Genomic DNA, 24,684 nt, shown 5'->3' with positions numbered 1-24,684 from the left:
GCTCCATCGATCTGCCGGAAGAAGCATGACGACGCGGCGATCATGCCGCCTCGGCAGACAGGAGATTTTCATGGTACCCGCTTTCCGCCACTGCGCCCTCGCCGCGCTCGCAATCGCCGCAGCCGGCATTACCCCGGCAGCCGCGCAGGATGAACCGTCGACCGGCGTCTATGGCGTGGCGCGGGCCGGCCTGTCCATCGACTCCAATGCGCGCCTCCAGGGCAACAACCCCACCGCCGGAACCACGCTCCAGCGCGACACCGACTATAAGCGCGGCTTCAATGGCGAACTCGGCATCGGCTATGATGCCGGCCCGTTCCGTCTCGAAGGCACGGTCGGCTACACCACCGCCGGCGTCGACAAGAAGCAGGCGGCCAAGGGCGGCTTCACTGCGGACGGGCGGACCAAGGCGCTCACCATCGGCGCGGCGGGCTATTTCGACATCGCGGCGAGCGAGCATGTGGTGCCCTATGTCGGCGGCGGGATCGGCATGTCGCGCGTGGACTCGCGCATGAGCCGCCTGAGCGGTTCGCCTGCCACCGGCAGCCGCTATTCGGGCAAGGACTGGGGCTTCAACTGGCACCTCGACGCGGGCGTCGGCATCGCCGCCACGCAGTCGACCACGATCGAGCTGGGTGCGCGCTATTCCCGGACCTCGTCCCTGCGCTTCGACGGCTTCAATGGCGCGACCAAGGCGCAATTCCGTCCGCGCATGTCGGGCTGGTCCGCCATGCTCGGAATCCGCCAGGCCTTCTGATGCACCGTGTCCGCATCCCGTCGGTACTGCTCCCCGCCGTCCTCGCGACGGCGGGGTGTGCCCCGAGCCTCGAGATCGGACGACCCGTCGCGCGCCTCCCCGCGCGCTTCGAGGCGGCAGCGCCGCATCCGAGCCCGGAGCCGGCGGCACTGGACCGGTGGTGGACGCTGTTCGGCGATGCGCAGCTGAACGATCTCGTCGCACGCGCGCTGCATGCCAATGCCGATGTCCGGCTCGGCCTGGCGCGCCTGCGCGAAGCCCAGGCGATCCGCCGGGCTGCGCTCGCCCCCTTCCGGGTCCAGGGGGACCTGCAACTGACCGGCGGCGTGCAGCGCAGCGAGAGCCTGTCCGGTCCGGACGTGCTGATCGGCGGCCCCGGGGGCACGTCGGTGACCTCCGGAGCCACGGTCGCGGCCGCCTCGCCGACATTCAATCTTTCCTGGGAGCTGGACCTGCTGGGCCGGCGCGACGCGGCGCGGGCCGCGGCCGACGCCGACCTTGCGGCCGCCCGCTTCGTACAGGAGGGGACACGGGCAACGCTCGTCGCCGATGTCGCCGATGCCCTGTTCGCGGCGCGCGGCCTCGCCGCACAGATCCAGGCGGCCCGGGAAACCCTGGCGATCCAGCGCGGGATATTGGCGGTGATGCACGCACGCGCCGATCGCGGCCTGGCGGCGCGCGCCGATGTGGCGCGGATCGACGCCGATGTGGCGCAGGCCGAGGCGCACGCCACCCAGCTGGAGGCCGAGCTCGCCGCGACCAGGCGCGCGATCCTCGTCCTGCTGGGCGAGGCCGACAAGGCGCTCGACACCCTGCCGATCGCCCCCCGCCTCGATCTCCCTCCCCAGCCGCCCGCGGCGCTGCCGGGCATGTTGCTGGAGCGCCGGCCCGACGTGCGGGAGGCCGAGCAGCGCCTCCGGGCCGCGATCGCACGCGCCGAACTCCAGCGCCTCGAGCTCTTCCCGCGCCTGACGCTCAACCCCGGAGCGGGACTCACTGCCACACGCGGCGGCGGCCTCACTGCCGTCAGCGCCTTCTGGACGCTGGGCGCGGGGCTCACCATGCCGATCCTCGACCGGGCGCGGCTGCTCGCCCAGATACGCGCCGAGGGCGCTCGTGCCGAACAGGCAGTCATCGCCTATGAACGAGCGGTCCAGACCGCCTTTTCCGAAGCCGATCAGTCCCTGCTCCGCCTGGCGGGAGACCGTGCGCGCGTCGCCCTGCTGGCACGTGCCGAAAGCCGCGCCGACGAGGCATATGCGGCAGACCGGCTGCGCTTCGCGCGCGGATTGAACGATCTTCCCACGCTGCTCGAGACCCAACGCGCGCGCAGCGCCGCACATCTCGCCAGTGCCACGGCCCGCGCGGAAACCCTCCGCCGCGCCGTCACCCTATTCCGTGCGCTCGGGGGCGGCTGGCAGCCCTTGCCGAGCGCCGCCTCACTTCCCGGGGAATGATGATGAAACGGCCCCTGTTCGTCACCGCCATCGCACTGACGCTCTCCGCTTGCGCAAAGGAAGCGCCTCGCGCCGACGAGGCGGAAGCGCCGCCGACCGTCGGGGTCTTCCGCGTGGCGCGTCGGCCGATCAGCGCGGGTGTCGATGTTTCGGGAACCATCGTCGCGCGCGAGGAAGCTGCGATATTGCCCGAACTGTCGGGCTATCGGGTGCTGCGCGTGCTGGCCGATGAAGGCGATCAGGTGCGTCGCGGCCAGCCGGTGGCGCTGCTCGACGGCGCGTTGCTCGCCAGCGAGGAGGCGCGCCTCAGAGCGCAACGCACCAGCGCGCAGGTCGCGGCGGAACGCGCACGATCCGAGCATCTTCGCGTTGCGGACCTCACCGGACGCGGCGTGATCGCCGACGAGACGATCGTGCAGCGCGGCTTCGAAGCGCGCGCCGCACAGGCGCAATTGCAGTCGGCGCAGGCCGCCCTGCGCGAGATCGTCGTCCGCCGCGGCCGACTGACGCTGCGCAGCCCCGTATCGGGGATCATCGTCCAGCGTTCCCTGCGCCCCGGCGACGTCGCCGGGACGGGCACCGAGCCGCCCTTCCGCATCGCCCGCGACGGCCTGTTCGAACTCGACGCCGAAGCACCCGAACACCTCCTGTCCAGGCTCGCACCCGGCGCGGCCGCCACCGTTACCCTGGCATCCGGCAGACGACTGACCGGCACCGTCCGGCGACTGGGCGAGCGGGTGGATCCCGCCACCCGTCTCGGCCGGGTCCGCATCCTCCTCCCCTTCCATCCCGGGCTTCGCCTGGGCGGCTTCGCCACCGCTTCGGTCGCGGGCGAAGCGCGGTCGGTCCGCTCGGTCCCGCTACGGGCACTCTCCTATGAGGGTGGGCCGTCGGTGATGACGGTGGACAAGGCGGGCCGTGTCGCGCGCGTGCCGGTGCGCACGGGCGCGCGGGGCGGCGGAATGGTGGAGCTGCTGGACGGGCCGCCGTCCGGCACGCCGGTCCTGCTGGGCGGAGGCGCCCTGGTCGTCCCCGGGCAGATCGTCAAGCCGGTGGAAGGCCAACCGTGAGCGTCGCCATTTCGGCCTGGTCGATCCGCAACCCGATTCCGGTCTGCGTCCTCTTCGCCCTTCTCACCCTGGCCGGCATCTGGGCGTATCTCGCGCTGCCAGTCAAGCAATTGCCCGACACCTCCTTTCCGATCGTCGCCGTCAACGTGACGCAGAGCGGGGCGGCCCCGGCGGAGCTGGAAACCCAGGTCGCCCGCGCGGTCGAGAATGCGGTTGCGGGCATTCCGGGGGTGAAGCACGTCTTCTCCGCCGTCACCAATGGCCATTCGGCCACTCTGGTCGAGTTCAGCATCGGCGAGAACCAGCAAAAGGCGATCGACGAAGTCCGCACCGCGATCGACCGCATCCGGGCGGACCTGCCGCGCGGCATCGATCCCCCGGTGGTCGAGCGGGTCGATATCGATGCCGTTCCGGTGCTGACCTATGCGGTCGCCGCTCCGATGTCCGACGTCGACCTGTCCTGGTACATCGACGACCGTGTCGCCAAGACGCTCCAGGCGGTTCCCGGCGTCTCGTCGATCCGCCGGCTGGGCGGTGCCAATCGCGAGATCGTCGTCTCGCTGCTGCCCGACCGCCTGGCCGCCTATGGACTCACCGCCTCGCAGGTCAGCCAGGCGCTACGCACTGCGCTGGGCGACAATGCCGGCGGCAGGGTGGAACTCGGCAAGAGCGAGCAGGCGGTGCGCGTCCTCGCATCGCCGCGCAGCGCCGAAGCCCTCCGCGCAGTCGAGCTGCCGCTCGACGGCGGGCGCAGCGTGCCGCTGTCCGCCGTGGCCGAAGTGGGCGACGGCGGCACCGAACCCCGATCCTTCGCGCGGCTCGACGGGCGTCCGGTCATCGGTTTCGAGATCATGAAGACCAAGCCGGCGAGCGACATCCGTGTCGAGGATGCGGCAAATGTCGCGATCGAGCGGCTGGCGCGCGAGAGCGGCGGCGTCCGCTTCACGCGGATCGTCTCCAGCGCGGACGAGACGCGCGCCGAATTCTCCGCGACGATCGAAGTGCTGGTCGAAGGGATGGCATTGGCGGCGCTCGTCGTCTGGCTGTTCCTGCGCACCTGGCGTTCGACGCTGATCGCGGCGGTGGCCATGCCGATCTCGCTCCTTCCCACCTTCGCGATCATGCTCGCACTGGGGTTCACGCTCAACCTGGTCTCGCTGCTGGCGCTTACGCTGGTGATCGGCATCCTCGTCGACGACGCCATCGTCGAGATCGAGAATATCGAGAAGCGGATCGAAGGCGGCGAGAGCCCCTATCGCGCATCGATGATCGGGGCGGACCAGATCGGCCTTGCCGTCATTGCCACCACCTTCGCGATCGTCGTGGTCTTCCTGCCGGTCTCGCTGATGGGCGGCATCGTCGGCCAGTATTTCCGCGAGTTCGGCATCACGGTCGCCGTGGCGGTGCTCTTCTCGCTGCTGGTCGCCCGCTTGCTGACGCCGCTGATGTGCGCCTATCTGCTGGTGCCGGCGCGAACGCCGCACGCGCGCAAGCCGATGCCCGGCTGGTATCGCCGCATCCTCGATTGGGCGCTCGATCATCCCGGCCTGTCGATCCTGCTCGCCTTCCTGTTCTTCGCCGGCTCGCTCGGGCTGGCTTCGCTGCTGCCGACGGCTTTCATCCCCGAGAGCAATCCGAAGAGCATGGTCTTCAACATGGCGGCGGCACCGGGATCCACTCGCGCGGACCTCGACCGGGCCAGCGCCGAGGCGACGCGGATCCTGAAGGGGCATCCGGACGTCGCATCCGTCTTCACCCGCTTCGGCGGCGAGGCGATGCACAATGGTTCGCTGACCGTCGTCTTCAAGGAGGATCGCGCCGGCACCGCGGCTGGCTTCAAGCGCCGGATGGCTCCCGCGCTGCGCGCCATTCGCGACGTTCGCATCACGCCGGGGGGCCAGAGCGGCACCGGCGCCGATCTCGAAGTCATTCTGGTCGGCAGCGATCCGCAGGCATTGGAGGCAGCCGCCCGGCGCATCCGGCACGAGATGCAGGGAATCGCCGGGCTGCGCAACGTGCGCGCCGCCGAGCCGCCCTCCTCCGCCGAACTGGTGATCCGGCCGCGCCTCGCCGAAGCGGCGCGTCTGGGCGTTACTGCCGAAGCCATCGCCGACACCGCGCGGGTCGCGACGATCGGCGATATCGACGCCAATCTGGCCAAGCTGCCGATCGATGGACGCAATCTGCCCGCCCGGGCGCTGCTGCCGGCCGCCGCGCGCCTGGATCTCGAGACGATCGCCGGACTGCGCGTGCCGGTCGCAGGCGGCGGCACGACCCGGCTGGACGCGGTTGCCGATATCGGCTTCGAGGCCGGCCCCGGCCGCATCGAACGCATCGACCGCGAACGTCGGGCAACGATCCAGGCGGATTTCTCCGGCCTGACCCTCGGCCAGGCGACCGATGCGGTGGCAGCGCTGCCAGGCATGAAGGCATTGCCCGCCGGCGTGCGGCAGCAACTCTATGGCGACAGCGAGGCGATGGCCGAACTGTTCGGCGGTTTCATCGGCGCCATGATCGCCGGCGTCGGCATGATCTTCGCGGTGCTGGTCCTGCTGTTCCGCTCCTTCTTCAAGCCGGTCACGATCCTCACCGCATTGCCGCTCGCGGTCGGCGGCGCGTTCGCGGGCCTGTTGCTGGGCGGGTTCGCGCTGTCGCTGCCGGCGATGATCGGGTTCCTGATGCTGCTCGGCCTGGCCGCGAAGAACTCCATCCTGCTGGTGGAATATGCGATCGAGCGCGAACGGGACGGCGTGCCGCGCCGGGCCGCGCTGGTCGAGGCCTGCCGCGAGCGCGCCCGGCCGATCGTGATGACGACCGTGGCGATGGCGGCGGGAATGGTGCCGACGGCCCTGGGCCTTGGCGAGGGATCGGAGTTCCGCCAGCCCATGGCGGTCGCCGTGATCGGCGGGCTGATCACCTCCACCGCGCTGTCGCTGGTGCTGGTGCCGGTCGTATACGAGACGATCGACCGGCTGGAGCGCTGGCTCGCTCCCAAATTCGGCCGGCTCGTCCGGCAGCCCGATCCTCGGGAAGTGGCCGCCCTCGAGGCTGGGGAAGTCCTGCCGGCGGCGGTGCCGACCCGACCATGACAACGGCATCGGCCCGCTCGACGGAACCACCATGTGCAGCGGGCGCGACATTCTTCATGTCCTGACGATAGGGGGCGAAATTGCGACTGCTTGTTCTGGGTGCCGGCGAAGTCGGCCGGGCCTTCGCCAGGGCCGTGAGGCTCTTCCACAGCTTCTCCGACGTCACCATCGCGGACCTGTCGGAAGACGCGGCCGCGCGGGCGGCCTCGCTGTGCGGTGCGCGCAGCATGAAGGTCGACATCGAGGATGCGGCCGCGCTGGGCGCGATACTGCGCCAGCACGACATCGTGGTATCGACCGTCGGCCCGGCGAGTCGCTTCGCGGTGCCGCTGCTCCGCCAGGTCATCGCGGCCGGTTGCCACTTCGTCGACGTGACCGACGATCCCCTGCCCACGCTCGACATGCTGGCGCTCGACGCAGCGGCCAGCGCGGCCGGCATCACCGCCATCATCGGCTGCGGCGCCAGCCCCGGCATCGCCAACCTGCTGGCCGTGCACGCAACTTCCCAGCTCGATCGGGTCGACCGCCTGATCACCATCTGGGGCAGCCGTGGCGACGAGAAGGAGAGCCCGGGCAATGGCGTGACCGCGGCGCTGCGGCACTGGGTCGAACAGATCAGCATGCCGATCCCGGTCTGGCGCAATGGCGGAATCGTCAGCGCCCGACCGCTCGAACGGGTCGAGGTGAACTATCCGGGAATTGGCCGCGTCTCCACGCGTCTCGTCGGCCATCCGGAGGCGATCACGCTGCCGCGAAAATATCCATCGCTGCAGGAATGCCTCAATGTCATGGATTTCTCGGGCTATGTGAACGCCGCGCTGGCAAGGGCCGCTCGCGGCATCCGCACCAGGGGCCTGACCATCGACGAAGCCGCCGCCCGGCTTGCCGCCGCGCTGGACGAACAGGGCGGCCGCTTCCGGCCGAGGGATGCGACGTCCTATATCTACCATGGCATCGCGGATGTCGTTCGAGGCAAGAAATGGCTTCCACCGCTCAGCGCGGTGGCGGAAGGCTGGCAGGGACGAAGGCAGATGGTCGTCGGCGCGGCATTGAACGGCGTCATCCCCGGCGGCACGGGCTTCCTGACGGCGCTGCCGGCGGTGATCGTGGCCGACATGATCGTCGGGAGAACGATCAAGCGATCCGGCGTCGCGACGCCCGAGCAACTGGTCGACCCCGAAGCCTTCTTCTTCGCAATCTGGCCATTTCTCATCGACGACCAGGGCGCACCGTTGTCGACCGATGAACCCGCGATAGCCGTGACGACCGCAACGACATCTTCCCCGATCCGCCGATCCCGCATCGCCAATGCCCGAGAGTGACCGGCGCGAGACCGTCACACCGCGATCTTCGGGGACGCGTCCTAGCGCAGGCCGTCAAGCTCCGCAGTTCGCCTGCTGCGTTTCCATTGCGCGATCGCCTCGCGCAGCGCGCGTACCCGTCCGGCGTCGGTCCGGTTCCGCGGTCCGCGCGCGAAGCCGAAGCCCAGGGCATCGGGATGCGGCGCCGGCCCGGGGCAACTCGCCGATGCATGGACTTCCCGGACGCCCGTATGCTCGAGCAACCACGCGACATTGTCCGAAGTGATCCCGGATCCGGCGATGATGGATAGATGCTCTCCGGCCGCCTCGACCATCGCCGCAAGCGTCGCTGCACCGTCGATCGCCCGGGGCGCACCACCTGAGCTCAGGATCTTGTCGTAGCCGAGTGCGGCGACGCGCCGCACCGCCTCGACCGGGTCCGCGACGAGATCGATCGCGCGGTGCAGCACGATCCGGACATCGCGCGCGGCTTCGCGAAAGCGTGCCAGCGCATCATAGTCGAGCCCACCCTGCGGCCGCGTAGCGCCGAGGACCACCCCGGCGATGCCGCACCAGGCGCCCAGGCGGATCTCCTCCCGCATCAATGCGATCGCCGCGCCATCGAGCACGAAATCCCCACTGACCGGCCGGATCATCATGTGCACGGGGCACCCCGTCGCGACCGCCCGCTCGACGAGCGCCGCGGACGGCGTCAGGCCACCCAGTTCGAGGCTCGCGCAGAGTTCGAGGCGATCGGCCCCGCCGGCCACCGCGGCATCGATGCCGGACACATCGTCGACGCAGATTTCCAGCAGCATATTCATGGACGGCCCCGACGCCGAGGGGGCGCACCCGCCAACGCGACCGTCATCGCCTGCCGAACGCTCCGATATCCGCGATCGCCAGTTCGCGGGCCGGCACCGCCACCGCCTCGAAGACGAGACGAAGGAAGCGCGCGGGCCTGCCGCTCGAAAGCGCGATCCGCTGGGTCGCCAGCGCATAGGCGATGTTGGAGAATTCACCCTCGCCTCCCGCCTCCCAGGTTCGACCATCGAGACTCGTATCGACCCGATAGCCCCGTGGGGGCGCGGCATCGGCACTCGGCTCGCGGGCGGGCGTCAGCGTGAACCCGGCAAGCGGCTGCACCGCGCCCAGATCGATGACGATTTCGGCCGGGCGGCCCGGCGTCGGCGCAGGAACCGTCCAGAGCGAGCTCGCATCGTCGTCCAGCAGGCGCCGGGGATCGCCGCCGGCGCTTGCCCGGACGATCGTCCAGCGCGCGCGCGACAGGATCGACGGATCGCTCGGCGCGATGGCCGCGAGCCGTGCGGGCGCGACCTGGCGGAAGAGCGCGACTTCGCTGATCGCCGGACAGGCCGGGGCATCGAGGATGCGCAGCCGGATGCGGCGCGCCGCGATCGGTTCGGAAAGCCGGATCAGGCGCTGCGCCCCGATGCAGCTGTGGCTCGCCAGCGTCTGCCAGCGCCCCCCGATCTCGGCATCGACCGCGAAGCTGGTCACGCGGACGCCGAGCGGCAGATATTCGCGCAGCCGAATGAGGTCGAACACGGTGCCGGGCGCGAGATCCAGCGTGAGGACCGGAGTCCGCACCGCGTCCGGCGTCGACCAATAGCTGTTCCGATCGCCGTCGAGCACCTTGCCGGCGCCGAAGGCCGCGCCCCGCTCGTCGCTGGCATGCGCGACCGCCCCCTTGGCCAGATCGCGTGCGAAGGTGGCGCGCATGGCGTTGCCAAAGGCGCGCAGCGACGCCAGGTCGGCGGCGGGGATCCGTCCGCTCCGGTCGGCAGGGATGTTGAGGTTGAGGTTGGTCCCGCGGCCGACGGACTCGTCATAGAGGCGGATCAGTCGCTCCGGATCCTTGACCTTGCCATCCTCGTCCGCATGGTAGAACCAGCCCGGCCGTATCGAGACATCGGTCTCCGCCGGCCACCAGAGCGGCGCGCCCCGGACGCCGGAATTCCCCTCCGACTGCACATAGGGATGATTGGGCATGGTCGGCCAGCACGGATCGCCGGCGACTCCCTTCTCATTGCCCACCCAGCGCACATCCGCGCCCAGGGGATCGAAGGTGCAGGCCATGGGCTGATACCGGTGCACCAGCGCGACGATCGAGGGCCAGTTGTAATAGGCGGGCGCATCGATCTTCCGGGCCTCGCGGGCGCCGCCATAATAGCCGTCCCCGCCATTCGCCCCGTCGAACCAGAATTCGAAGAGCTCGCCATAGCGCGTGCACAGCTCGACCACCTGCTTGCGGAAATAGTCGATATAGGCCGGCCGGCCATATTCGGCATGGTTCCGGTCCCATGGCGAGAGATAGATGCCGAACTTCAGCCCTGCCCGCCGAACCGCGCTTGCCAGCTCGCCGACGATATCGCCCCTGCCGCCCTTGTACGGCGCGTTGCGGATGCAATGCTCGGTCAGCATCGTCGGCCAAAGGCAGAAGCCGTCATGGTGCTTCGCCGTCAGGATCAGGCCGCGCATCCCCGCCGCCTTCGCCGCCGCGGCGATCTGATCCGGATCGAAGCCCGACGGATCGAACAGGCGCGGGCTCTCGTCGCCATAGCCCCATTCCTTGTCGGTGAAGGTGTTGATCGAGAAATGGACGAATCCGAACATCTCATGGGCGTGCCAGGCGAGCTGTCGCGGCGACGGCGTCGCGCCCCAGGGCGCGGGCGGTGCGACCCGGCCCCGCGCCCCGGCCGGCACCGCCGCCATCAGCAATCCCATGCCGGCAAGACCGCGGCGGGTGAGGTCGATCATCTGTCAGGGCCCTTTCGAGAATGGCGCATGCGAGTGCGCGACCAAGCCGGCATCCGGGCTCATGCCGGGAACTTGCCGCCGGACGGCGGGCGATCCTTTGGCGCGCGCCCGAACGCGGGATTGGGCTTCGCGCTCATCGTGAAGCGCAGCGTTCCGCCCCGGACGAGATCGGCATGCGAAATCCAGCTCTTCGACCAGGGACGACCGTTCCAGCTGACGGCGTGCACATAGGGCGTCGCCGCCGAGTTGCCGGGCGCCTCGATGGTGAGCGTGCGGCCCTGGGCCAGGGCGATGCTGGCGCGCGCGAAGAGCGGCGAGCCGAAGACATAGACCGCCTCGACAGGGTCCACGGGATAGAATCCCAGCGCCGAGAATATGAACCAGGCGCTCATCTGGCCGCAATCGTCATTTCCGATAATGCCCTTCGGCGCGTTCTGGTACATTTCGGTGCAAAGCCGGCGAACCATTGCCTGCGTCTTCCAGGGCGCGCCCGTGAACGCATAGAGATAGGGCGCATGCTGGTCCGGCTCGTTGCCATGGGCGTATTGCCCCACCAGCCCCGCAATGTCGGGCGGCGCATTCGCCGGCAGGGTCGACGGTGCGTCGAACAGCGCATCGAGCTTCGCTTCGAAGGCGGCATCGCCCCCCATGTGCGCGATCAGCCCATAGACGTCGTGCTGGTTGAGGAACGTCGCCTGCCAGCCATTCGCCTCGGTATAGTCGCGCCACCAGGGCTTGGGCATGTGCCCGAGCTGGATCGGATCATAGGGCTGCCACCAGCTGCCATCGTCGAACCGCGGACGAGCGAAGCCGATCTTGCCGTCGATCACGTTGCGCCAGTTCCCGGAGCGTCTGCGCAGCCGCTCCGCATCCTCCCCCGCCCCCACCGCGCGCGCGAGATGCGAGGACGCCCAATCGTCATAGGCATATTCCTGGGTCCGGCTCACGCTCTCGAAGACCTTGTCCGCCGGCACATATCCCTTGGCATCGTACAGGTCACGGCCGAGGCTGTTGTCCTTGTCGGGCACGGAGAAGTCGAAGCTGCGACGCCGGATCGCCGGCCATGCCGCGGCATAATCGGCGGAAATGCCCTTGGCCTGTGCCTCGGCGAGAGGCACCACGCCGTGCCAGCCGATCATGGTGCCGGTCTCCTTGCCCTGGAGCGGCCAGACGAGCGGGCCGAAGGGCGACTGCGCCGTCTGGCGGATCAGATCGTCGACGAAGTGCTTGCTCCGCTCCGGCGCGACAAGCGTGAGCAGCGGCAGCTGCGCGCGATAGACGTCCCAGAGCGAATAGCTGCTATAGGCAGCGGCATCGGCCGGCACTTGCTGGATCTTTCCGTCGAGCCCCGGATAGCGGCCATCGACGTCGGAAAGTAGCGTGGGCGCCAGCAGCGCGTGATAGAAGGCGGAAGCCATGACCACGCGCTGGTCCGGGGTGCCGCCCTCGACCGCGATCCCGCCCAGAGCCGCATTCCACCGCGCCGCCGCCGCGTTCCGCACCCGATCGAAATTCCAGTGCGTCGCGTGCGGCGCCAGGTTCGCCCGGGCCCCGGCGACGTCCACCGCCGAGATCCCGCAGCGGATCAGGATCGGCGCCGCGCCGGCATCGTCATAGAACAGCGCCGCCTTGACGCGCTTGCCGGCGACACGCTCGGCGCCGGCCGGCTGCTCGGCATCCTCGTCGCCATAGAATGCGATGCGATCGGGCTTGCGGGAGAATTGCATGGCGAAGAAGATCCGCCGCCCCTTGGCCCAGCGGAACACGCGGCGGCCGCCGGTAAGCGTGCCGTCGGCATCGAGGGCGAGATGGGCGTCGTCGACGAGCCACCCCTGGTCCGACTTGTCGCGTATCATATGCGACAGGTCGATCAGGATATGGCCGGGGCCCTTGGGGAAGCTATGGCGATGCCAGCCGGTGCGCTCGGTGACGGTGAGCTCCGCCTGCACGCCGCTCTCGAGCGTCACCCGGTAATAGCCCGGCTCGGCATGCTCGGCGGAGAAGCGCTGGCGATAGCCGGCATCCGGATCGGCGAGCGGGCCCGGCAACAGATGCAGCGGCCCCCGGGTCGGCACCACGAGCACGTCGAGCATGTCGCCGATGCCGGTGCCCGACAAATGCGTATGGCTGAAGCCCATGATCGAGGTGTCGCTGCGATGATAGCCCGAGCAGGTATCCCAACGCTCGACATCGGTATCCGGCGAAAGCTGGACCATGCCGAACGGCAGCGTGGCGCCGGGATAGGTATGGCCATCGCCGCCGGTGCCGATGAAGAGGTTGGGCGTTGCCGGCGCGATCGCCGGGACGGGCGGCAAGGCCGCGGCAACGGTCCCCAGGGCAGTGCCGGCGAAAAGCTGGCGGCGCGACAGGTTCATAGCGGTTCCTTCAATATCTGCGGGCGCACATCCGCCAGATGAACGATCAGCTCGCCGAAAAGGCCGTTGGCCCAGGCGAACCATTTGCGCGTGAAGATCGAGGGATCGTCCTTGTCGAAGGCTTCGTGCACGAAGCCGGTATCCGCATCCGTGTCGCGAAGCGTCTTCAGGCATCGCCGGATCGTCGCGTCATCCCTCGCGCTCAGCGCGCGGACGATCAGCGACATCGGCCAGACCTGGCCGCTTCCGACATGCGGCCCGCCAATGCCTTCGGCGGCGCGCCCCTTGAAGAACCAGGGATTGGCCTCGCTCCATGCCGCATCCGCCGTCCTGCGCCACAATGCGTCGTTCGGCTTCGCGCAGCCCAGATAGGCCAGGCCCGAAAGCGACGGGACATTGGCATCGTCCATGAAGACCGCATTGCCATAGCCATCGACTTCATAGGCCCAGACGCGCCGGCCGTCGGGCAGGCGCATGGTGCCATGCGCGCGCAAGGCGGCGGACACTTCCGCGGCAAGCGCCAGTGCTTCGGCCGCGAGCGCGGGATCGGGGCGCGCTTCGGAACATAGCTCCGCCAGTTCGCGCAGCGCAGCAACTGCGAACAGGTTGGACGGGATCAGGAAGGGATAGTGGCAGGCATCGTCCGACGGACGGAAGCCGGAGTGGATCAGCCCGATCGGCCGCGTGGGATTGCCCATGCCCCACAGCAAGGTCTCGGTCGGCTGCGGCGCCTGGCGGCGAAAGCGATAAGGGCCCGGATTCGACTTGCGTTGCTGCTCGCGAAAGGTGCGCACGATCGCCCGCATCGCCTGGGCCCAGGTCGCATCGAAGGCGCGCGCATCTCCGGTCGCGCGCCAATATTGATGGCCCAGCCGGATGACGTAGCAGAGCGAATCCACTTCCCATTTCCGCTCCGCGACGCCCGGCTTCATCTCGGTATCGTCGTCGACGGCCCAGGAAAGGCTGGTCCGCGCCAGCGGATCCTCCATGAACGCATTGGCATAGGGATCGATCAGCACCGACCGCGCATGCCGCGCGATCAGGCCGCGCAGGAGCATGGCGAGCCTGGCATCCTCCCTGGCCAGGTGGAGATAGGGCTTCATCTGCGCCGAGGAGTCGCGCAGCCAAAGGCAGGGGATGTCCCCGGTCACCACGAAGCTGTCCTGCTCGCCGGCACGCATGACCGTCGTGTCGAGCGTATTGGGCCAGGCATTGGCGAACATCCAGGCGAGCTTGGGATCGCCGATCCGGGACGACACGCGCGCTATCTCGCGTTCCACCGCCGGGCTCGTGAAGCGACGCTCGCTTATGGGAGGGCGTTGCGAGGCGAAGGACGGGGCCATGGCCCAGGACGGGCGCGGCGCGGCGAACGCCAACCCCGCGCCAAGCATGCTGCGCCTGTCCATCATTTCGGGAGTTCCCGTGCACTGCCCGACAGGATCGCCTCGACCCATTGCCCGGGTCCGTCGCCGGGCTGGCCGCCGCCGATCCAGACACGATATTTCCCCGGCAGGACGCGCCGGGTGCCGTCGCGCGCGACGCTCGACAAGCCGCGCGGATCGATCGCCAGGGAAACCGTCCGTCCCATGCCCGGCGCGAGCGACACGCGCGCGAAGCCGGCGAGCTGCCGTTGCAGGACGGGATCGGTCATCGTCAGCGCTTCGTCCTCGGCGGGCGGCACGACATAGGCCTGAACCACTTCCTCGCCCGGACGGCTCCCGGTATTGGCGACCCGGACGGTGACGGTCACGGGCTCGCCGATCTTGCCGGCCCGCGCCGCGGCGCCGGAATAGTGGAACCGGGTGTAGCTGAGGCCATGGCCGAAGCCCCAGAGCGGCTGCCCGGTGAAATAGCGATAGGTACGCTCCTTCATGCCGTAGTCGATGAAGGCAGGCAGGTCGCCGGTCGAACGATAGAAGGTCACCGGCAGGCGCCCGCTGGGATTGTTCGCGCCGGCCAGCGTATCGGCCAGCGCCGTTCCTCCCGCTTCGCCAGGATACCAGAGCGCGAGGATCGCATCAGCCTGGCTCGGGTCCACCGACACGGCGCTGCCGCTCGCCAGGACGAGCACCATCGGCTTGCCGGTCGCCCGGATCGCCTCGACCAGGCGCGCCTGGGGCTGGGGCAAGCCGATGTCGGTGCGATCGCCGCCGACAAAGCCCGGCACCTGGACCTGCAGCGCCTCGCCTTCGAGATCGGGCGAGAGGCCGACGACCACCACTGCGACTTCCGCCGCCCTTGCCGCCCCAACCGCTTCGGCCAGCAGCGGCTCGGCCGGCGGCAACCAGAGGAGACGGATGCTCTCATCCTCGCTGCGATGATCGAGCTCGAGCGCGATCGGCTGGGGCGATCCGTCGCTGTCGATCGTCAGCTCCACGCGCCCCTTGGGCAGCGCTCCCGCATGGAGCACGCGCCCGCCCAGGGTGAGCGTGGCCGTGTCGTGCAGCGTGCAGTCCTTCCAGCACTGGGCCTGGTCGAGCACCAGGCGATAGCGGCCGGGGCCCGGCGGCGCGAAGCGCCCGGTCCAGCGGCCGCGCCAGCCGGTGACTGGAACGCCGGGGCCGGGCGCGGCGCGGTTGAGGTCCAGGTCGATCCTGGGTTCGGTGCGTGCCAGGACCGTCTTGCCATCGACCTGATATTCGGCGCGCAGGTCCCGCAGCGCGGTACCCGGCATCACCACCGGCGCACCCTCCGCGAGGATCGAGCCCTGCGCATAAGAGACGCTGGCGAAGCGCTGCCGCAGGCCGGCCAGCGGCGTGACGGGATCTGCGGCGGTGCCGTGATAATTGCCCTGCAGCACGCCCAGATCGTCGGCATTGGCGCCGATGACCGCCAATCGGGTGCGCGGATCGAGCGGCAGCAGCCCATGTTCGTTGCGCAGCAGCACGATCGACTTGCGCGCCGCTTCGAGCGCGACCGCGCGGTGGCCCGGCGTCGCGACTTCTTCCGGCCGGATGGCGGACCAGCGCGAGTGTGCGCCAAAGGCAATCCCCAGGTCGCGCCGCGCCGACAGAACCCGGACCAGGGCGCCATCCACTTCGGCCTCGCGCAGCAGGCCCTGGCGCACCGCGGTGGGCAACGCGCCATAGGCGGAGCCGCAATTGAGGTCGGTCCCGCCCTTCAGCGCGGCCGCGGATGCCGCGGCCCCGCCCAGGCGATAATGGTGGAACAGATGGATGTTGGCGACGGCATCGCAATCGGAGACGGAGAAGCCCTGGAACCCCCAGTCCCGCCGGACCCGTTCCACCATGAGCGACGGCAATGCGCAGACGGGGACCCCGTGCACGGCGTTGTAGGCGCACATCACCGATCGGGCCTTGCCTTCGGTGATCGCCATCCGAAAGGCGGGAAGATAGGTCGCCTCGAGATCGCGCGGCGAGGGATCCACGTCGAAGCCGTCGCGACCCGCCTCGGGACCGCTGTGCACCGCGAGGTGCTTGGGCGTGGCGATCACCTTGGGCGCGCGCGGATCGGGGCCCTGCAGGCCGCGGATGAAACCCACGGCCAGGCTGCCGCTCAGATAGGGGTCCTCGCCATAGGTTTCCTGCCCCCTGCCCCAGCGCGGATCGCGGAAGATGTTGATATTGGGCGACCAGATCGTCAGCCCTTCATAGATGCGGCGATCGGCGCCGGCCGGCCGCGCATTGAAGCGCGCCCGCGCCTCGGTGGACACCACGTCGCCCACCCGGCGCAGCAGATCGGCATCCCAGGTCGCCGCCAGCGCGATCGCCTGGGGAAACACCGTGGCCGGCCCATTGCGCGCGAGGCCATGCAGGCCTTCGTTCCACCAGTCATAGGCCGGCAGCCCAGCCTCGGGCGCGGCGGGTGCCGTCGACTGGAGCTGCGCCGCCTTCTCCTCCAGCGTCATGGCCGCGACTGCCTCGACGACCGGATCGGGCGTGACCGGCGCGGCCTGGGCGAGCAGAAGCCAGATCATCGCGCAAGGCTCCTCAGGGTCAGGGCGCGGGCAAGCGCCGCGCGGCCGGCCCGCGACGCGATGGTGACGGTCACGGTCTCGCCTGGAAGCAAGTCGAATCCATTGTCGCTCGGCTGGGCAGCGATCGTACCGAAGTCGAGCATCACCGCGCGGACGAGCCCGGTGGTCGACAGCGTGAGGCTGTCACCGCTCCAGCGCGCCTGCAGGCCCGGCGCGGGATAGGCCATCTCCCCGGGCGGCGCGCGCTCGACAATGGTGCGATGCACGACTTGTCCGCCGATCAGCAGCTCGGCCACCGCGAAGCTGGCGCGGGCCGGCGCGTCGCGGAACAATGCGGCATCGTCGATCCGTGCGACTTCGGTCGCGGCCAGCGGCGGCAGGTCGATCGCGGCGGCCCGCTCCCCGAGCGGCTGCCCGTCCATCGTCATCGCGCGCACGCGCCAGCGCGCCGCGATCGGTGCGGTCGCATCGGACACCAGGGTGACGCGCGTCGCCGCGTCCTTGTGCTCGGCGACGATCGCCTGAGGCGCGAAGAAGCGCCGCGCAGCGAAATGGAGCAGCTTCCAGCGGCCGGCATGGTCGATGCTCGACCAGGAAATCCCCGGCCAGCTGTCGTTGAGCTGCCAATAGAGCGATCCCATCGTCACCTGCCGGCAGGCACGGTGATGGAGCGCCGCCATGCCGATCGCCTGGGCCTGGTTCACCTGGCTGAGATAGACGAAATCGGCGAAGTCGCGGGCGGGGCGCAGGCGCTGGTCGATATAGAATTGGAGCCGGGCATTGCCCTCCCCCGCCAGGAATTTCTGGTGCGCCTTGAGGACCGGGCTGTCGGGCGCCAGCGGCCCTTCCCCGGCAAATTCGCGGATCGTCGCGAGCCCGGGCATGGCCTGGAAGCCATATTCCGACATGAAGCGCGGGCAGGAATCGAGATAGCGCTCGACGGGCTTGGATCCGGACCAGACATCCCAGAAATGCCGGTCGCCGCTCGCATCGGTGTCGACGGGCCCCCGATAGTCGGTCGAGGGCGAGCCCGGCCAATAGGGAATCCCCGGCGCGTTGCGCGTCACTGCGTCGCGCAGCACCCGGTCGAACAGCACCGCCATGCCGACACCGATCCGCTCGCGCTCTTCCGGGCCCACGGCCTGCTTGAAAGCCTTGCGGTCCGACCAGTTCTCCCAGCCCGACAGGACTTCGTTGTTGCCCGCCCACAGGACGATCGACGCATGATTGGCCAGCCGGGCAACCTGCTCGTCGGCCTCGTTCGCCACGCTGTCCCGAAAGGCGGCGTCGGGCGGCGTCACCGCGCCGCCGAACATGAAGTCCTGCCAGACAAGGATCCCGAGCTCGTCCGCCGCGTCGTAAAAGGCGTCGTCGAGATAATAGCCGCCGCCCCAGATCCGGATCATGTTCATGTTGGCCGCCCGCGCATCGACGAGGATCGACCGCATCGTCCCGGCCGATACCCGGGCCGGGAAATTGTCGAACGGGATGAGGTTGGCGCCCTTGGCGAAGATCGGAATCCCGTTGATGCGAAGGCCGAAGGCGCCGCCTTCGCGCAGCAGCTCGACGGTGCGCAGGCCGATGCGGGTGGCGGCGCGGTCCGCGCCTTCCAGCTCCGCTTCGACGCGGTAGAGCGGCTGCTCGCCATAGCCGACCGGCTGCCAGCGCTTCGGATCGGCAAGGGCGACCGGGACGGAGACCAGGTTCCTTCCCGGCGCCAGGGCGATGGAACGATCGACCGTCACGGTCTCGCCGGCCGGCGTCGTCACCACCAGCCGCACCCGCCGCGCACCCGGGGCTCCCGCAACCACCTCCAGCCGCACCAGCAGGCGCGCCTCGGCATCGGAAAGCGCCTCCTGCTCGACCCTGAATCGATCGATCCGGGCAGCGTCCCATTGCTCGAGCCGCACTTCCCGCCAGATGCCGGCGGTCACGATGCGCGGGGCCCAGTCCCAGCCATATTGATATTTGGGCTTGCGGACATAGGGCGAGGTCTGGCGCCCCTTCGGCTCGTCCCCGAACGCGCTGTCATACTCTCCGGGAAGCGGATGCGCCTCGGCCAGCACCATCGGCTGGAGCCGCCGTATCGGCGAGGCGATCACCACGGTGATCTCGTTGACGCCCGAACGCAGAAGCGGCTTCGCATCCGCGCGCCAGCGGCGATGGGCATTGTCCGCGGCAAGCAGCAGCGTGCCGTTGACCCGCACTTCGGCAAAGGTGTCGAGACCGTCGAAGACCAGGTCGAGATGGTCGGCCGCGAGCATCGCGGGCGTCACCGTCATGGTCCGCTTCCATTCCCAGTCGGTCAGGCCGGCCCATTGGATCGCGCCCTCGTTGGTGCCCCGATAGGGATCGGGCACCAGTCCGGCCGCGATCAGATCCTGCTGCACGCTGCCGGGCACCGTCGCGGGGATCCAGCGCGCCGCGCGGGGATGCGCCGCGGCGGCCGCCTTGTCCGAAGGCGCGATCCGCACCTGCCAGCCGGTGTCCAGCCGGGTTATCGCCTTCGGCGCGGCGAACGCTCCCGCCGGGGCCAGCGCGAGCAGGAGCGCGGCAAGCCACTTCATTCGCCCTGCTCCATCAGTTGCACCTTCTCGACGGCATAGAAGGGGCCGGAAGTCGGCGCAGTGAACTGGAAGCAGATGTCGCGATCGCCGGCGCCCTTGGGCAGCGCGCCGCGGAAGGTAAAGCGCTGCGGCGCCTTGTCGGGATCCGGAAGCGGGAAGGTCCCCGCGACCACCGGCTTCGCATCCTTGTCCGTGCATCCCACCTGCACCACGAGCTCCCCGAAAGGCGTGACGTTATAGTGCGCGCGCACCGCCTTGAAATCATGGGCCAGGCCGTAGTGGCGCGGCAGGCGGGCGACATCGACGACGAAGGCGCGCGCGATGTCGAGCGGCGCGGCGGGATACGCCGTGCAAGTGTCGAACAGGTTCACGTTGAATGCCGGCTGGTTGGCCGTCGCCTCGGAAGAGAGCGGCACGCGCAGCCCGAGCGCGCCCTTGGGACAGGCGACCATTTCGGACGCGGTCCGGGCGAGCAAGGCGGCACGCGTCCCCTCGAAGCGGCGCGGCGCCGCAATCGGCGTGCCGTCCTCGCGGAAGCCGGCCGCGCGGATCGTCGTGCCGAAGGCGATGTCCAGCGGCTGCGCATAGGCGGGCGACGACGCCTGCGGCTCGCTGCCATCGACGGTGTAGCGGATCGCGCCGTACCGGATCTGGCTTGCCAGCGAGAGCCTGACCCTGCCCTTGCGCAGCGCCTCTCCGCGCGTGCCGTCGAGCTTGAAGCCGACCGCGAAGCCGCTGTCCGCGACTTCCACCCCGCCGCGGCGCCAACGCATCATCTGTACGTCGACCCGCGGCACGAAGTCCGCGAAATCGCGACGCTGCCTGGGGGTCCAGCCCATTTCGGCGATCGCGGCGGCGCGCGGAAACAGCATGTGCTGCACCTGATAAGGCGTCACCAGATATTCGCTCCATGCATTGCCCTGGGCACCCAGCACATGGTGCGCCTTGTCGGGCGCGACGCCCGCAGGCAGCGGCTCATAGGCATAGACCGTCTCGAGCGACTGGATGGTGATCCGGCCCGGAGGCTCGTCGCCGCGGTCGCTCTGCAGACTGTCCAGATAGAGTATCGGCGCGGGCGAGAGCACCACGTCGTGACCGGCATTGGCCGCCTCGACCGCTCCCTTCTCGCCCCGCCACGACATGATCGAGGCGGAAGGCGGAAGGCCGCCCTCCAATATCTCGTCCCAGCCGATCAGGCGCCGTCCCTTGCTCGCAAGATAGGCGCCGAACTGGTCGATCAGCCAGCTCTGCAGCGCATTCTCGTCCTTCAGGCCCAGCGCCGCGATCTGCGCCTGCACCGCCGGGCTGCGCTGCCACTGGTCCTTGATGGCCTCGTCGCCCCCGAGATGGATATAGGTCCCGGGAAAGACCGCCATGAGCTCGTCGAGCACCGTCTTGACGAACGCGATGCCTTCCGGACCCGGATTGAGCAGATAGGGATTGACGCCCCAGTCATGGCTCACCGGCGGCCGGTCGCCGAACACGCCGAATTCGGGATAGGCGGCGACCAGCGCCTGGGCATGGCCGGGCAGATCGATTTCCGGCACGATCGTGATGCCGCGCTCCGCGGCATAGGCGACGAGCGCCTTCAGTTGCGCCTGGCTGTAGAAGCCGCCGACCTTGTCGCCTGTCCGACCGCCGGCGGAAGGCGGCAGCCGCCATCCCCCGATCTCGGCCAGCTTGGGATAGCGCTTCACTTCGAAGCGCCAGCCCTGGTCGTCGGTCAGGTGCAGGTGCAGCGTGTTGAGCTTCACTGCCGCCATCTGGTCGACGATGATGTAGAGTTCCTCGATCGGCTGGAAATGGCGGGCGACGTCCACCATCAGGCCGCGCCAGGCGAAGCGCGGCATGTCCTCGATCACGATCCCGGCGATGGTGGCCGGCTGGCCGAAGCGCCCGTCCGGGCTCGCAAGCTGCCCCAGGGTCATCGCGCCCCAGACCAGGCCGGCATCGCCGGACGCGGCAATGGTGACGCCACTCGCATCCACGGTCAGCCGATAGGCCTCCTTCCCCCGTATCCGCCGGTCGCGGACGAAGCGCACCGCCGCCTTGCCGTTGACCTGGACCGGCGCAAACCCGCGGACGGCCTTCAGTTGCACCGCAAGCAGGCGCGCGGCGGAGGCCGCTCCCCGATCGCCCGGTTCCGTCCCGATCCGCACGTCCGGACCCAGGGTGAAGCTCCCCTTGGCGGGAACCACCGACGCTGGCAGCGGCACCAGCGGCAGGGGATCCGCCGCCGCCACGCCCGGCATGCCGAGCGCCAGCGACGCGAGCAGGATCAGTCCGGCACGACGGCGTTCATTCATCGGGGAAAATCCTTTCCTGCGGCTGCGGCAGGATTCGCAGAGCATGCCGAGACGCACAAAAAGCCGCCCGCAGCGTACCGCGGGCGGCGAGGTTTGAATGCCAGACTTGGAGAGACACCGGCATCAGGGAACACCCAGGTAACGGGGCGCGGCAACGCTGCCGCCGCGCCCGGAACGTGCCTACATGCGCAGCGACGCACTCAGCGAATATACGCGGCCATTCTTGTACACCGCAGTCGGGAACTTCGGATCCGAACTGTACTGATAATAGGTTTCGTCGAGCAGGTTGGATGCCGAAGCGCTGACCTGCAGCTTGTCCGTCAGGTTGACCGAGACCGACGCATCGAGCTGGCGATAGCCGTCCGTATAGTCCTGCGACTGCTGCCGGCCGAAGCGATAGAAATATTTCGAACGCCGATTGTAGCTGACACGGGCCTGGAATGGCCCCTTCTCGAAATAGGGCACGATCGTGAAGACATCGCGCGAGAGGAACGGAAGGCCGGTCGGCAGGCCCGTATCCGCATCGGTGAAGGTATAGTTCGACTGGATGCCGAAGCCCCAGAACAGATTGGCATTGGCCGTCAGCGAGAAGCCGGTGACCTTCGCCTTGCCGCCGTTGACCGGGCGCGAGATCGAATAGGTCAGCGTCCGGCCGGTGACGGTGTTCGTCATCTGGACGCCGTCCTGCGTCTCGTTGCCGATATAGTTCGAGACGTCGCGATAGAAGATCTCGGCGGAGATATAGCTCGCCCGCGCGAAATACCATTCCGCCGAGAGGCCGAAATTGGTCGCCGCATAGGGCTTCAGGCCCGGATTGCCGCCGCTGCCGCTGCGCGTGGTGTCGTCGAGCGAGAGCGAGCCGGCAAGGTCCGAATAGCGCGGGCGCGCGATCACCTTGGCGGCCGATCCGCGGAGCATGACGTTCTCGCCCGCCTGGAAGATCAGGTTGGCCGCCGGCAGGAAGCGGTTGTCGTCGGTAGTGACGGTGGTCGGCGCGAAGACGCCGCCGCTCTGGACGTAGAATTGCGAGCGGTCGCGCGTGAAGACGTAGCGGCCGCCGATATTGCCCCGGAAGCGGCCCGCTTCGAAATTCGCCTGCACATAGCCGGAGAGGATATTCTCCTTGACCCGGAAATACCGGTCCTTGGCGAGGCCGCGATTCACGTTGATCGTGCCGTATTTCTCCAGCGTCCGCCGGATCGCGTCGCTGTCGAGCGTGGCATAGGGCGTGCCGTTCCCGCTCACGCCCAGGCCGTTGTACAGGTCGGCATCGAGGACATAGGGGTTCAGATCGGCGAGCGTGAAGTTCTGGTTCGTGAACGCGGCGCCGCCAAGGGTGGTGCTGCTGTTGGTGTGGCTGACGTAGCGGGCACCGAACAGGATGCGGTTGATCGGCCCCAGGCTGACATTGCGCGCAATATCCGCCTGGCCGAAGATCTCCGCGTCACGCGTCTTCTCGGCAAAGGTGATGCCGCCGATCTGCCGGCCGAAGAACGGGCGGCCGCCATTGGCCGCGAGCACCGCGGGCTCGCTCTGGTTCTCGCCGCCGAGCGCCGTGAAATTGCTCAGCCAGCGCGACGCGTCGCTCGCCGGGAACTGCCAGTTGACATAGGTATTCTTGCCGTTGGTGCCGGACGTGAAACCCTGTTTCGTGCGGAAGTCGAGCAGATATTCGGGATCCTTGCCGCCCGACGCGCGGGTCGCGCCGAAATTGCCCGAAATCTCCCACGCGCCCGGCTTCCAGTCGAACATCAGCGCGATCGAGTCGTTCTTGACGCGGGTCCGGCGGAAATTGGTGTCGAGCTGGCCGGTGGCACCATTGCCGGTGATGCCGGCGAAAGTCGCCGAGGTCACCATCCCGTTCGCATAGGTCGCGCTCTGCAGGAGCGACCCTTCATAGCCATAGGTATATTCGGAGTTCGACAGATTGTCGTAATTGCCGCGAATGACGAGGCCGGTCGCGGTGAGCGTCAGATTGTCGGCCGGGCGGACCTGGAGCGCGCCGGAGAAGCCGATGCGCTCGCGCTCCTGCCGGAAGAATTCGCGGGCGAGGAACGACGCCACCCGCGCCTTGCTGAACTCGGCGATCATCGCCGCGTTCGGCAACTGGCCGTTCAGCGTCGGACCGCCGGGGACGCGACCGTCCGTGCCATAGATGATGTTGCCCGAGCCGTCGCGCGCATAGCGTTCGAGAAGGGCATCACCGGTACGATACCAATAGACTGCGGAACCAGCCCGGCTGAGCTGCTCCTTGTCGTAATTGACCGCGCCCAGGAAACCGATCGTGTTGTCGGCATTGTGCCAGCTGTACAGCGCCGAGCCGCGGAAGCTGCCGCGCTTCGCCCGGCTGTTATACTCGCCGCCGCCCGTCACCGCGACGGTGTTCGGATCGAGGTCCAGCGGCTTGCGCGTGACGATGTCCACGCTGGCGCCGATCGCGCCCTCCTGAAGCCGCGCCTCGGGGGTCTTGTAGACCACCGCCTGGCTGATGATGGTGGGCGAGAGCAGCGAATAGTTGAACGAGCGGCTGGAGCGATCGGAGGGGTTGCCGCCCCAATCGGCGGAGGCGACGGAATGGCCGTCGATGGTCAAGCGGTTGAGCGCCGGCTCCACGCCCGCGATCGACAGCTGCTCGCCCTCGCCGAACTGGTGGTCGACGGTCACGCCGGGCAGGCGGGCAAGGGATTCGGCGACGTTGCTGTCGGCGAGCTTGCCGACATCCTCGGCGCTGATCACGTCGACGATGGAATCGGCGCGCCGCTTGGTCTCGATCGCGTCCTGAAGACTCTTGCGGATGCCATTGACGACGATCTCGCCGTTCGAACCGTCTTCACGCTGCGACGGCACGGCATCCTGCGCACAGGCAGGCATCGCGGCACAGGTCAGCGCCGTGCCGATCAGGAATTTCAGGCGTAGATTCATTGATATAACCCCCCTCGCTTGCATCGCAGGACTGGCAGCGCCAGCCCAGATTCCCTGCGGATACAGAACGTCTCTCTGACGCCTCTCCTGGTCGATTCTGCCGAATCCAACACCGGGACGCC

The 24,684-nt window shown here is 68.8% G+C and carries 13 protein-coding genes; 5 read left to right on the top strand and 8 right to left on the bottom strand.

The features are described from left to right. Window positions 1–70: 70 nt before the first annotated feature. From BGP17_RS02160 to BGP17_RS02140, 5 genes are all read left to right on the top strand, one after another. Window positions 71–757, top strand: coding sequence for an outer membrane protein (locus BGP17_RS02160; protein ID WP_167299240.1), 687 nt, complete (start codon window positions 71–73; stop codon window positions 755–757). Next, complete coding sequence (locus BGP17_RS02155) at window positions 757–2,214, top strand: efflux transporter outer membrane subunit (protein WP_286710853.1); 1,458 nt, start codon at window positions 757–759, stop codon at window positions 2,212–2,214. Before BGP17_RS02160 ends, BGP17_RS02155 begins: the two co-directional genes overlap by 1 nt. Before the next feature lie 2 nt (window positions 2,215–2,216). Continuing rightward, complete coding sequence (locus BGP17_RS02150) at window positions 2,217–3,284, top strand: efflux RND transporter periplasmic adaptor subunit (RefSeq protein WP_286710852.1); 1,068 nt, start codon at window positions 2,217–2,219, stop codon at window positions 3,282–3,284. Further along, a complete protein-coding gene (locus tag BGP17_RS02145; RefSeq protein WP_286710851.1) occupies window positions 3,281–6,373 on the top strand; it encodes an efflux RND transporter permease subunit in 3,093 nt (1,030 codons plus the stop codon). Before BGP17_RS02150 ends, BGP17_RS02145 begins: the two co-directional genes overlap by 4 nt. A gap of 80 nt (window positions 6,374–6,453) precedes the next feature. Then, the gene (locus tag BGP17_RS02140) at window positions 6,454–7,695 is read left to right on the top strand and encodes a saccharopine dehydrogenase family protein (RefSeq protein WP_286710850.1); all 1,242 of its coding nucleotides are present in this window, start codon (window positions 6,454–6,456) and stop codon (window positions 7,693–7,695) included. A 41-nt stretch (window positions 7,696–7,736) separates the two neighbouring features. Here BGP17_RS02140 and BGP17_RS02135 read toward each other — a convergent pair whose 3' ends face one another. The 8 genes from BGP17_RS02135 to BGP17_RS02100 all read right to left on the bottom strand — a co-directional run bounded on the left by BGP17_RS02135 (window position 7,737) and on the right by BGP17_RS02100 (window position 24,562). Then, window positions 7,737–8,498, bottom strand: a complete 762-nt coding sequence (locus BGP17_RS02135) for a copper homeostasis protein CutC (RefSeq protein WP_167299245.1) — start codon at window positions 8,496–8,498, stop codon at window positions 7,737–7,739. Between the two features lie 43 nt (window positions 8,499–8,541). Continuing rightward, window positions 8,542–10,455: an alpha-L-fucosidase gene (locus tag BGP17_RS02130; RefSeq protein WP_286710849.1), complete on the bottom strand. Its 1,914-nt coding sequence runs from the start codon at window positions 10,453–10,455 to the stop codon at window positions 8,542–8,544. A 59-nt stretch (window positions 10,456–10,514) separates the two neighbouring features. Further along, window positions 10,515–12,830 (bottom strand): GH92 family glycosyl hydrolase, encoded by a 2,316-nt coding sequence (locus BGP17_RS02125; protein WP_286710848.1) that lies wholly within the window; start codon window positions 12,828–12,830, stop codon window positions 10,515–10,517. After that, window positions 12,827–14,239, bottom strand: a complete 1,413-nt coding sequence (locus tag BGP17_RS02120) for a glycoside hydrolase family 125 protein (protein WP_286710847.1) — start codon at window positions 14,237–14,239, stop codon at window positions 12,827–12,829. Before BGP17_RS02120 ends, BGP17_RS02125 begins: the two co-directional genes overlap by 4 nt. Next, the gene (locus BGP17_RS02115; RefSeq protein ID WP_286710846.1) at window positions 14,236–16,767 is read right to left on the bottom strand and encodes a glycoside hydrolase family 3 C-terminal domain-containing protein; all 2,532 of its coding nucleotides are present in this window, start codon (window positions 16,765–16,767) and stop codon (window positions 14,236–14,238) included. Before BGP17_RS02115 ends, BGP17_RS02120 begins: the two co-directional genes overlap by 4 nt. Then, window positions 16,764–19,334, bottom strand: a complete 2,571-nt coding sequence (locus BGP17_RS02110; RefSeq protein ID WP_286710845.1) for a beta-mannosidase — start codon at window positions 19,332–19,334, stop codon at window positions 16,764–16,766. Before BGP17_RS02110 ends, BGP17_RS02115 begins: the two co-directional genes overlap by 4 nt. Then, the gene (locus BGP17_RS02105; RefSeq protein WP_286710844.1) at window positions 19,331–21,640 is read right to left on the bottom strand and encodes a beta-N-acetylhexosaminidase; all 2,310 of its coding nucleotides are present in this window, start codon (window positions 21,638–21,640) and stop codon (window positions 19,331–19,333) included. Before BGP17_RS02105 ends, BGP17_RS02110 begins: the two co-directional genes overlap by 4 nt. A 180-nt stretch (window positions 21,641–21,820) precedes the next feature. Further along, complete coding sequence (locus tag BGP17_RS02100) at window positions 21,821–24,562, bottom strand: TonB-dependent receptor (protein WP_286710843.1); 2,742 nt, start codon at window positions 24,560–24,562, stop codon at window positions 21,821–21,823. Between the last annotated feature and the right edge of the window lie 122 nt (window positions 24,563–24,684).

The sequence above is a fragment of the Sphingomonas sp. 67-41 genome (genome assembly GCF_001899725.1).
Lineage (GTDB): Bacteria > Pseudomonadota > Alphaproteobacteria > Sphingomonadales > Sphingomonadaceae > Sphingomonas > Sphingomonas leidyi.
This window is presented reverse-complemented; position numbering and strand designations above follow the sequence as displayed.

What these genes read in the sequence shown, in the direction of transcription:
- BGP17_RS02100 (WP_286710843.1), bottom strand. Translation starts at nt 24,562, where the DNA reads ATGAATCTACGCCTGAAATTCCTGATCGGCACGGCGCTGACCTGTGCC.
- BGP17_RS02120 (WP_286710847.1), bottom strand. Translation starts at nt 14,239, where the DNA reads ATGATGGACAGGCGCAGCATGCTTGGCGCGGGGTTGGCGTTCGCCGCG.
- BGP17_RS02125 (WP_286710848.1), bottom strand. Translation starts at nt 12,830, where the DNA reads ATGAACCTGTCGCGCCGCCAGCTTTTCGCCGGCACTGCCCTGGGGACC.
- BGP17_RS02135 (WP_167299245.1), bottom strand. Translation starts at nt 8,498, where the DNA reads ATGAATATGCTGCTGGAAATCTGCGTCGACGATGTGTCCGGCATCGAT.
- BGP17_RS02160 (WP_167299240.1), top strand. Translation starts at nt 71, where the DNA reads ATGGTACCCGCTTTCCGCCACTGCGCCCTCGCCGCGCTCGCAATCGCC.
- BGP17_RS02110 (WP_286710845.1), bottom strand. Translation starts at nt 19,334, where the DNA reads ATGAAGTGGCTTGCCGCGCTCCTGCTCGCGCTGGCCCCGGCGGGAGCG.
- BGP17_RS02115 (WP_286710846.1), bottom strand. Translation starts at nt 16,767, where the DNA reads ATGATCTGGCTTCTGCTCGCCCAGGCCGCGCCGGTCACGCCCGATCCG.
- BGP17_RS02155 (WP_286710853.1), top strand. Translation starts at nt 757, where the DNA reads ATGCACCGTGTCCGCATCCCGTCGGTACTGCTCCCCGCCGTCCTCGCG.
- BGP17_RS02105 (WP_286710844.1), bottom strand. Translation starts at nt 21,640, where the DNA reads ATGAATGAACGCCGTCGTGCCGGACTGATCCTGCTCGCGTCGCTGGCG.
- BGP17_RS02130 (WP_286710849.1), bottom strand. Translation starts at nt 10,455, where the DNA reads ATGATCGACCTCACCCGCCGCGGTCTTGCCGGCATGGGATTGCTGATG.
- BGP17_RS02150 (WP_286710852.1), top strand. Translation starts at nt 2,217, where the DNA reads ATGAAACGGCCCCTGTTCGTCACCGCCATCGCACTGACGCTCTCCGCT.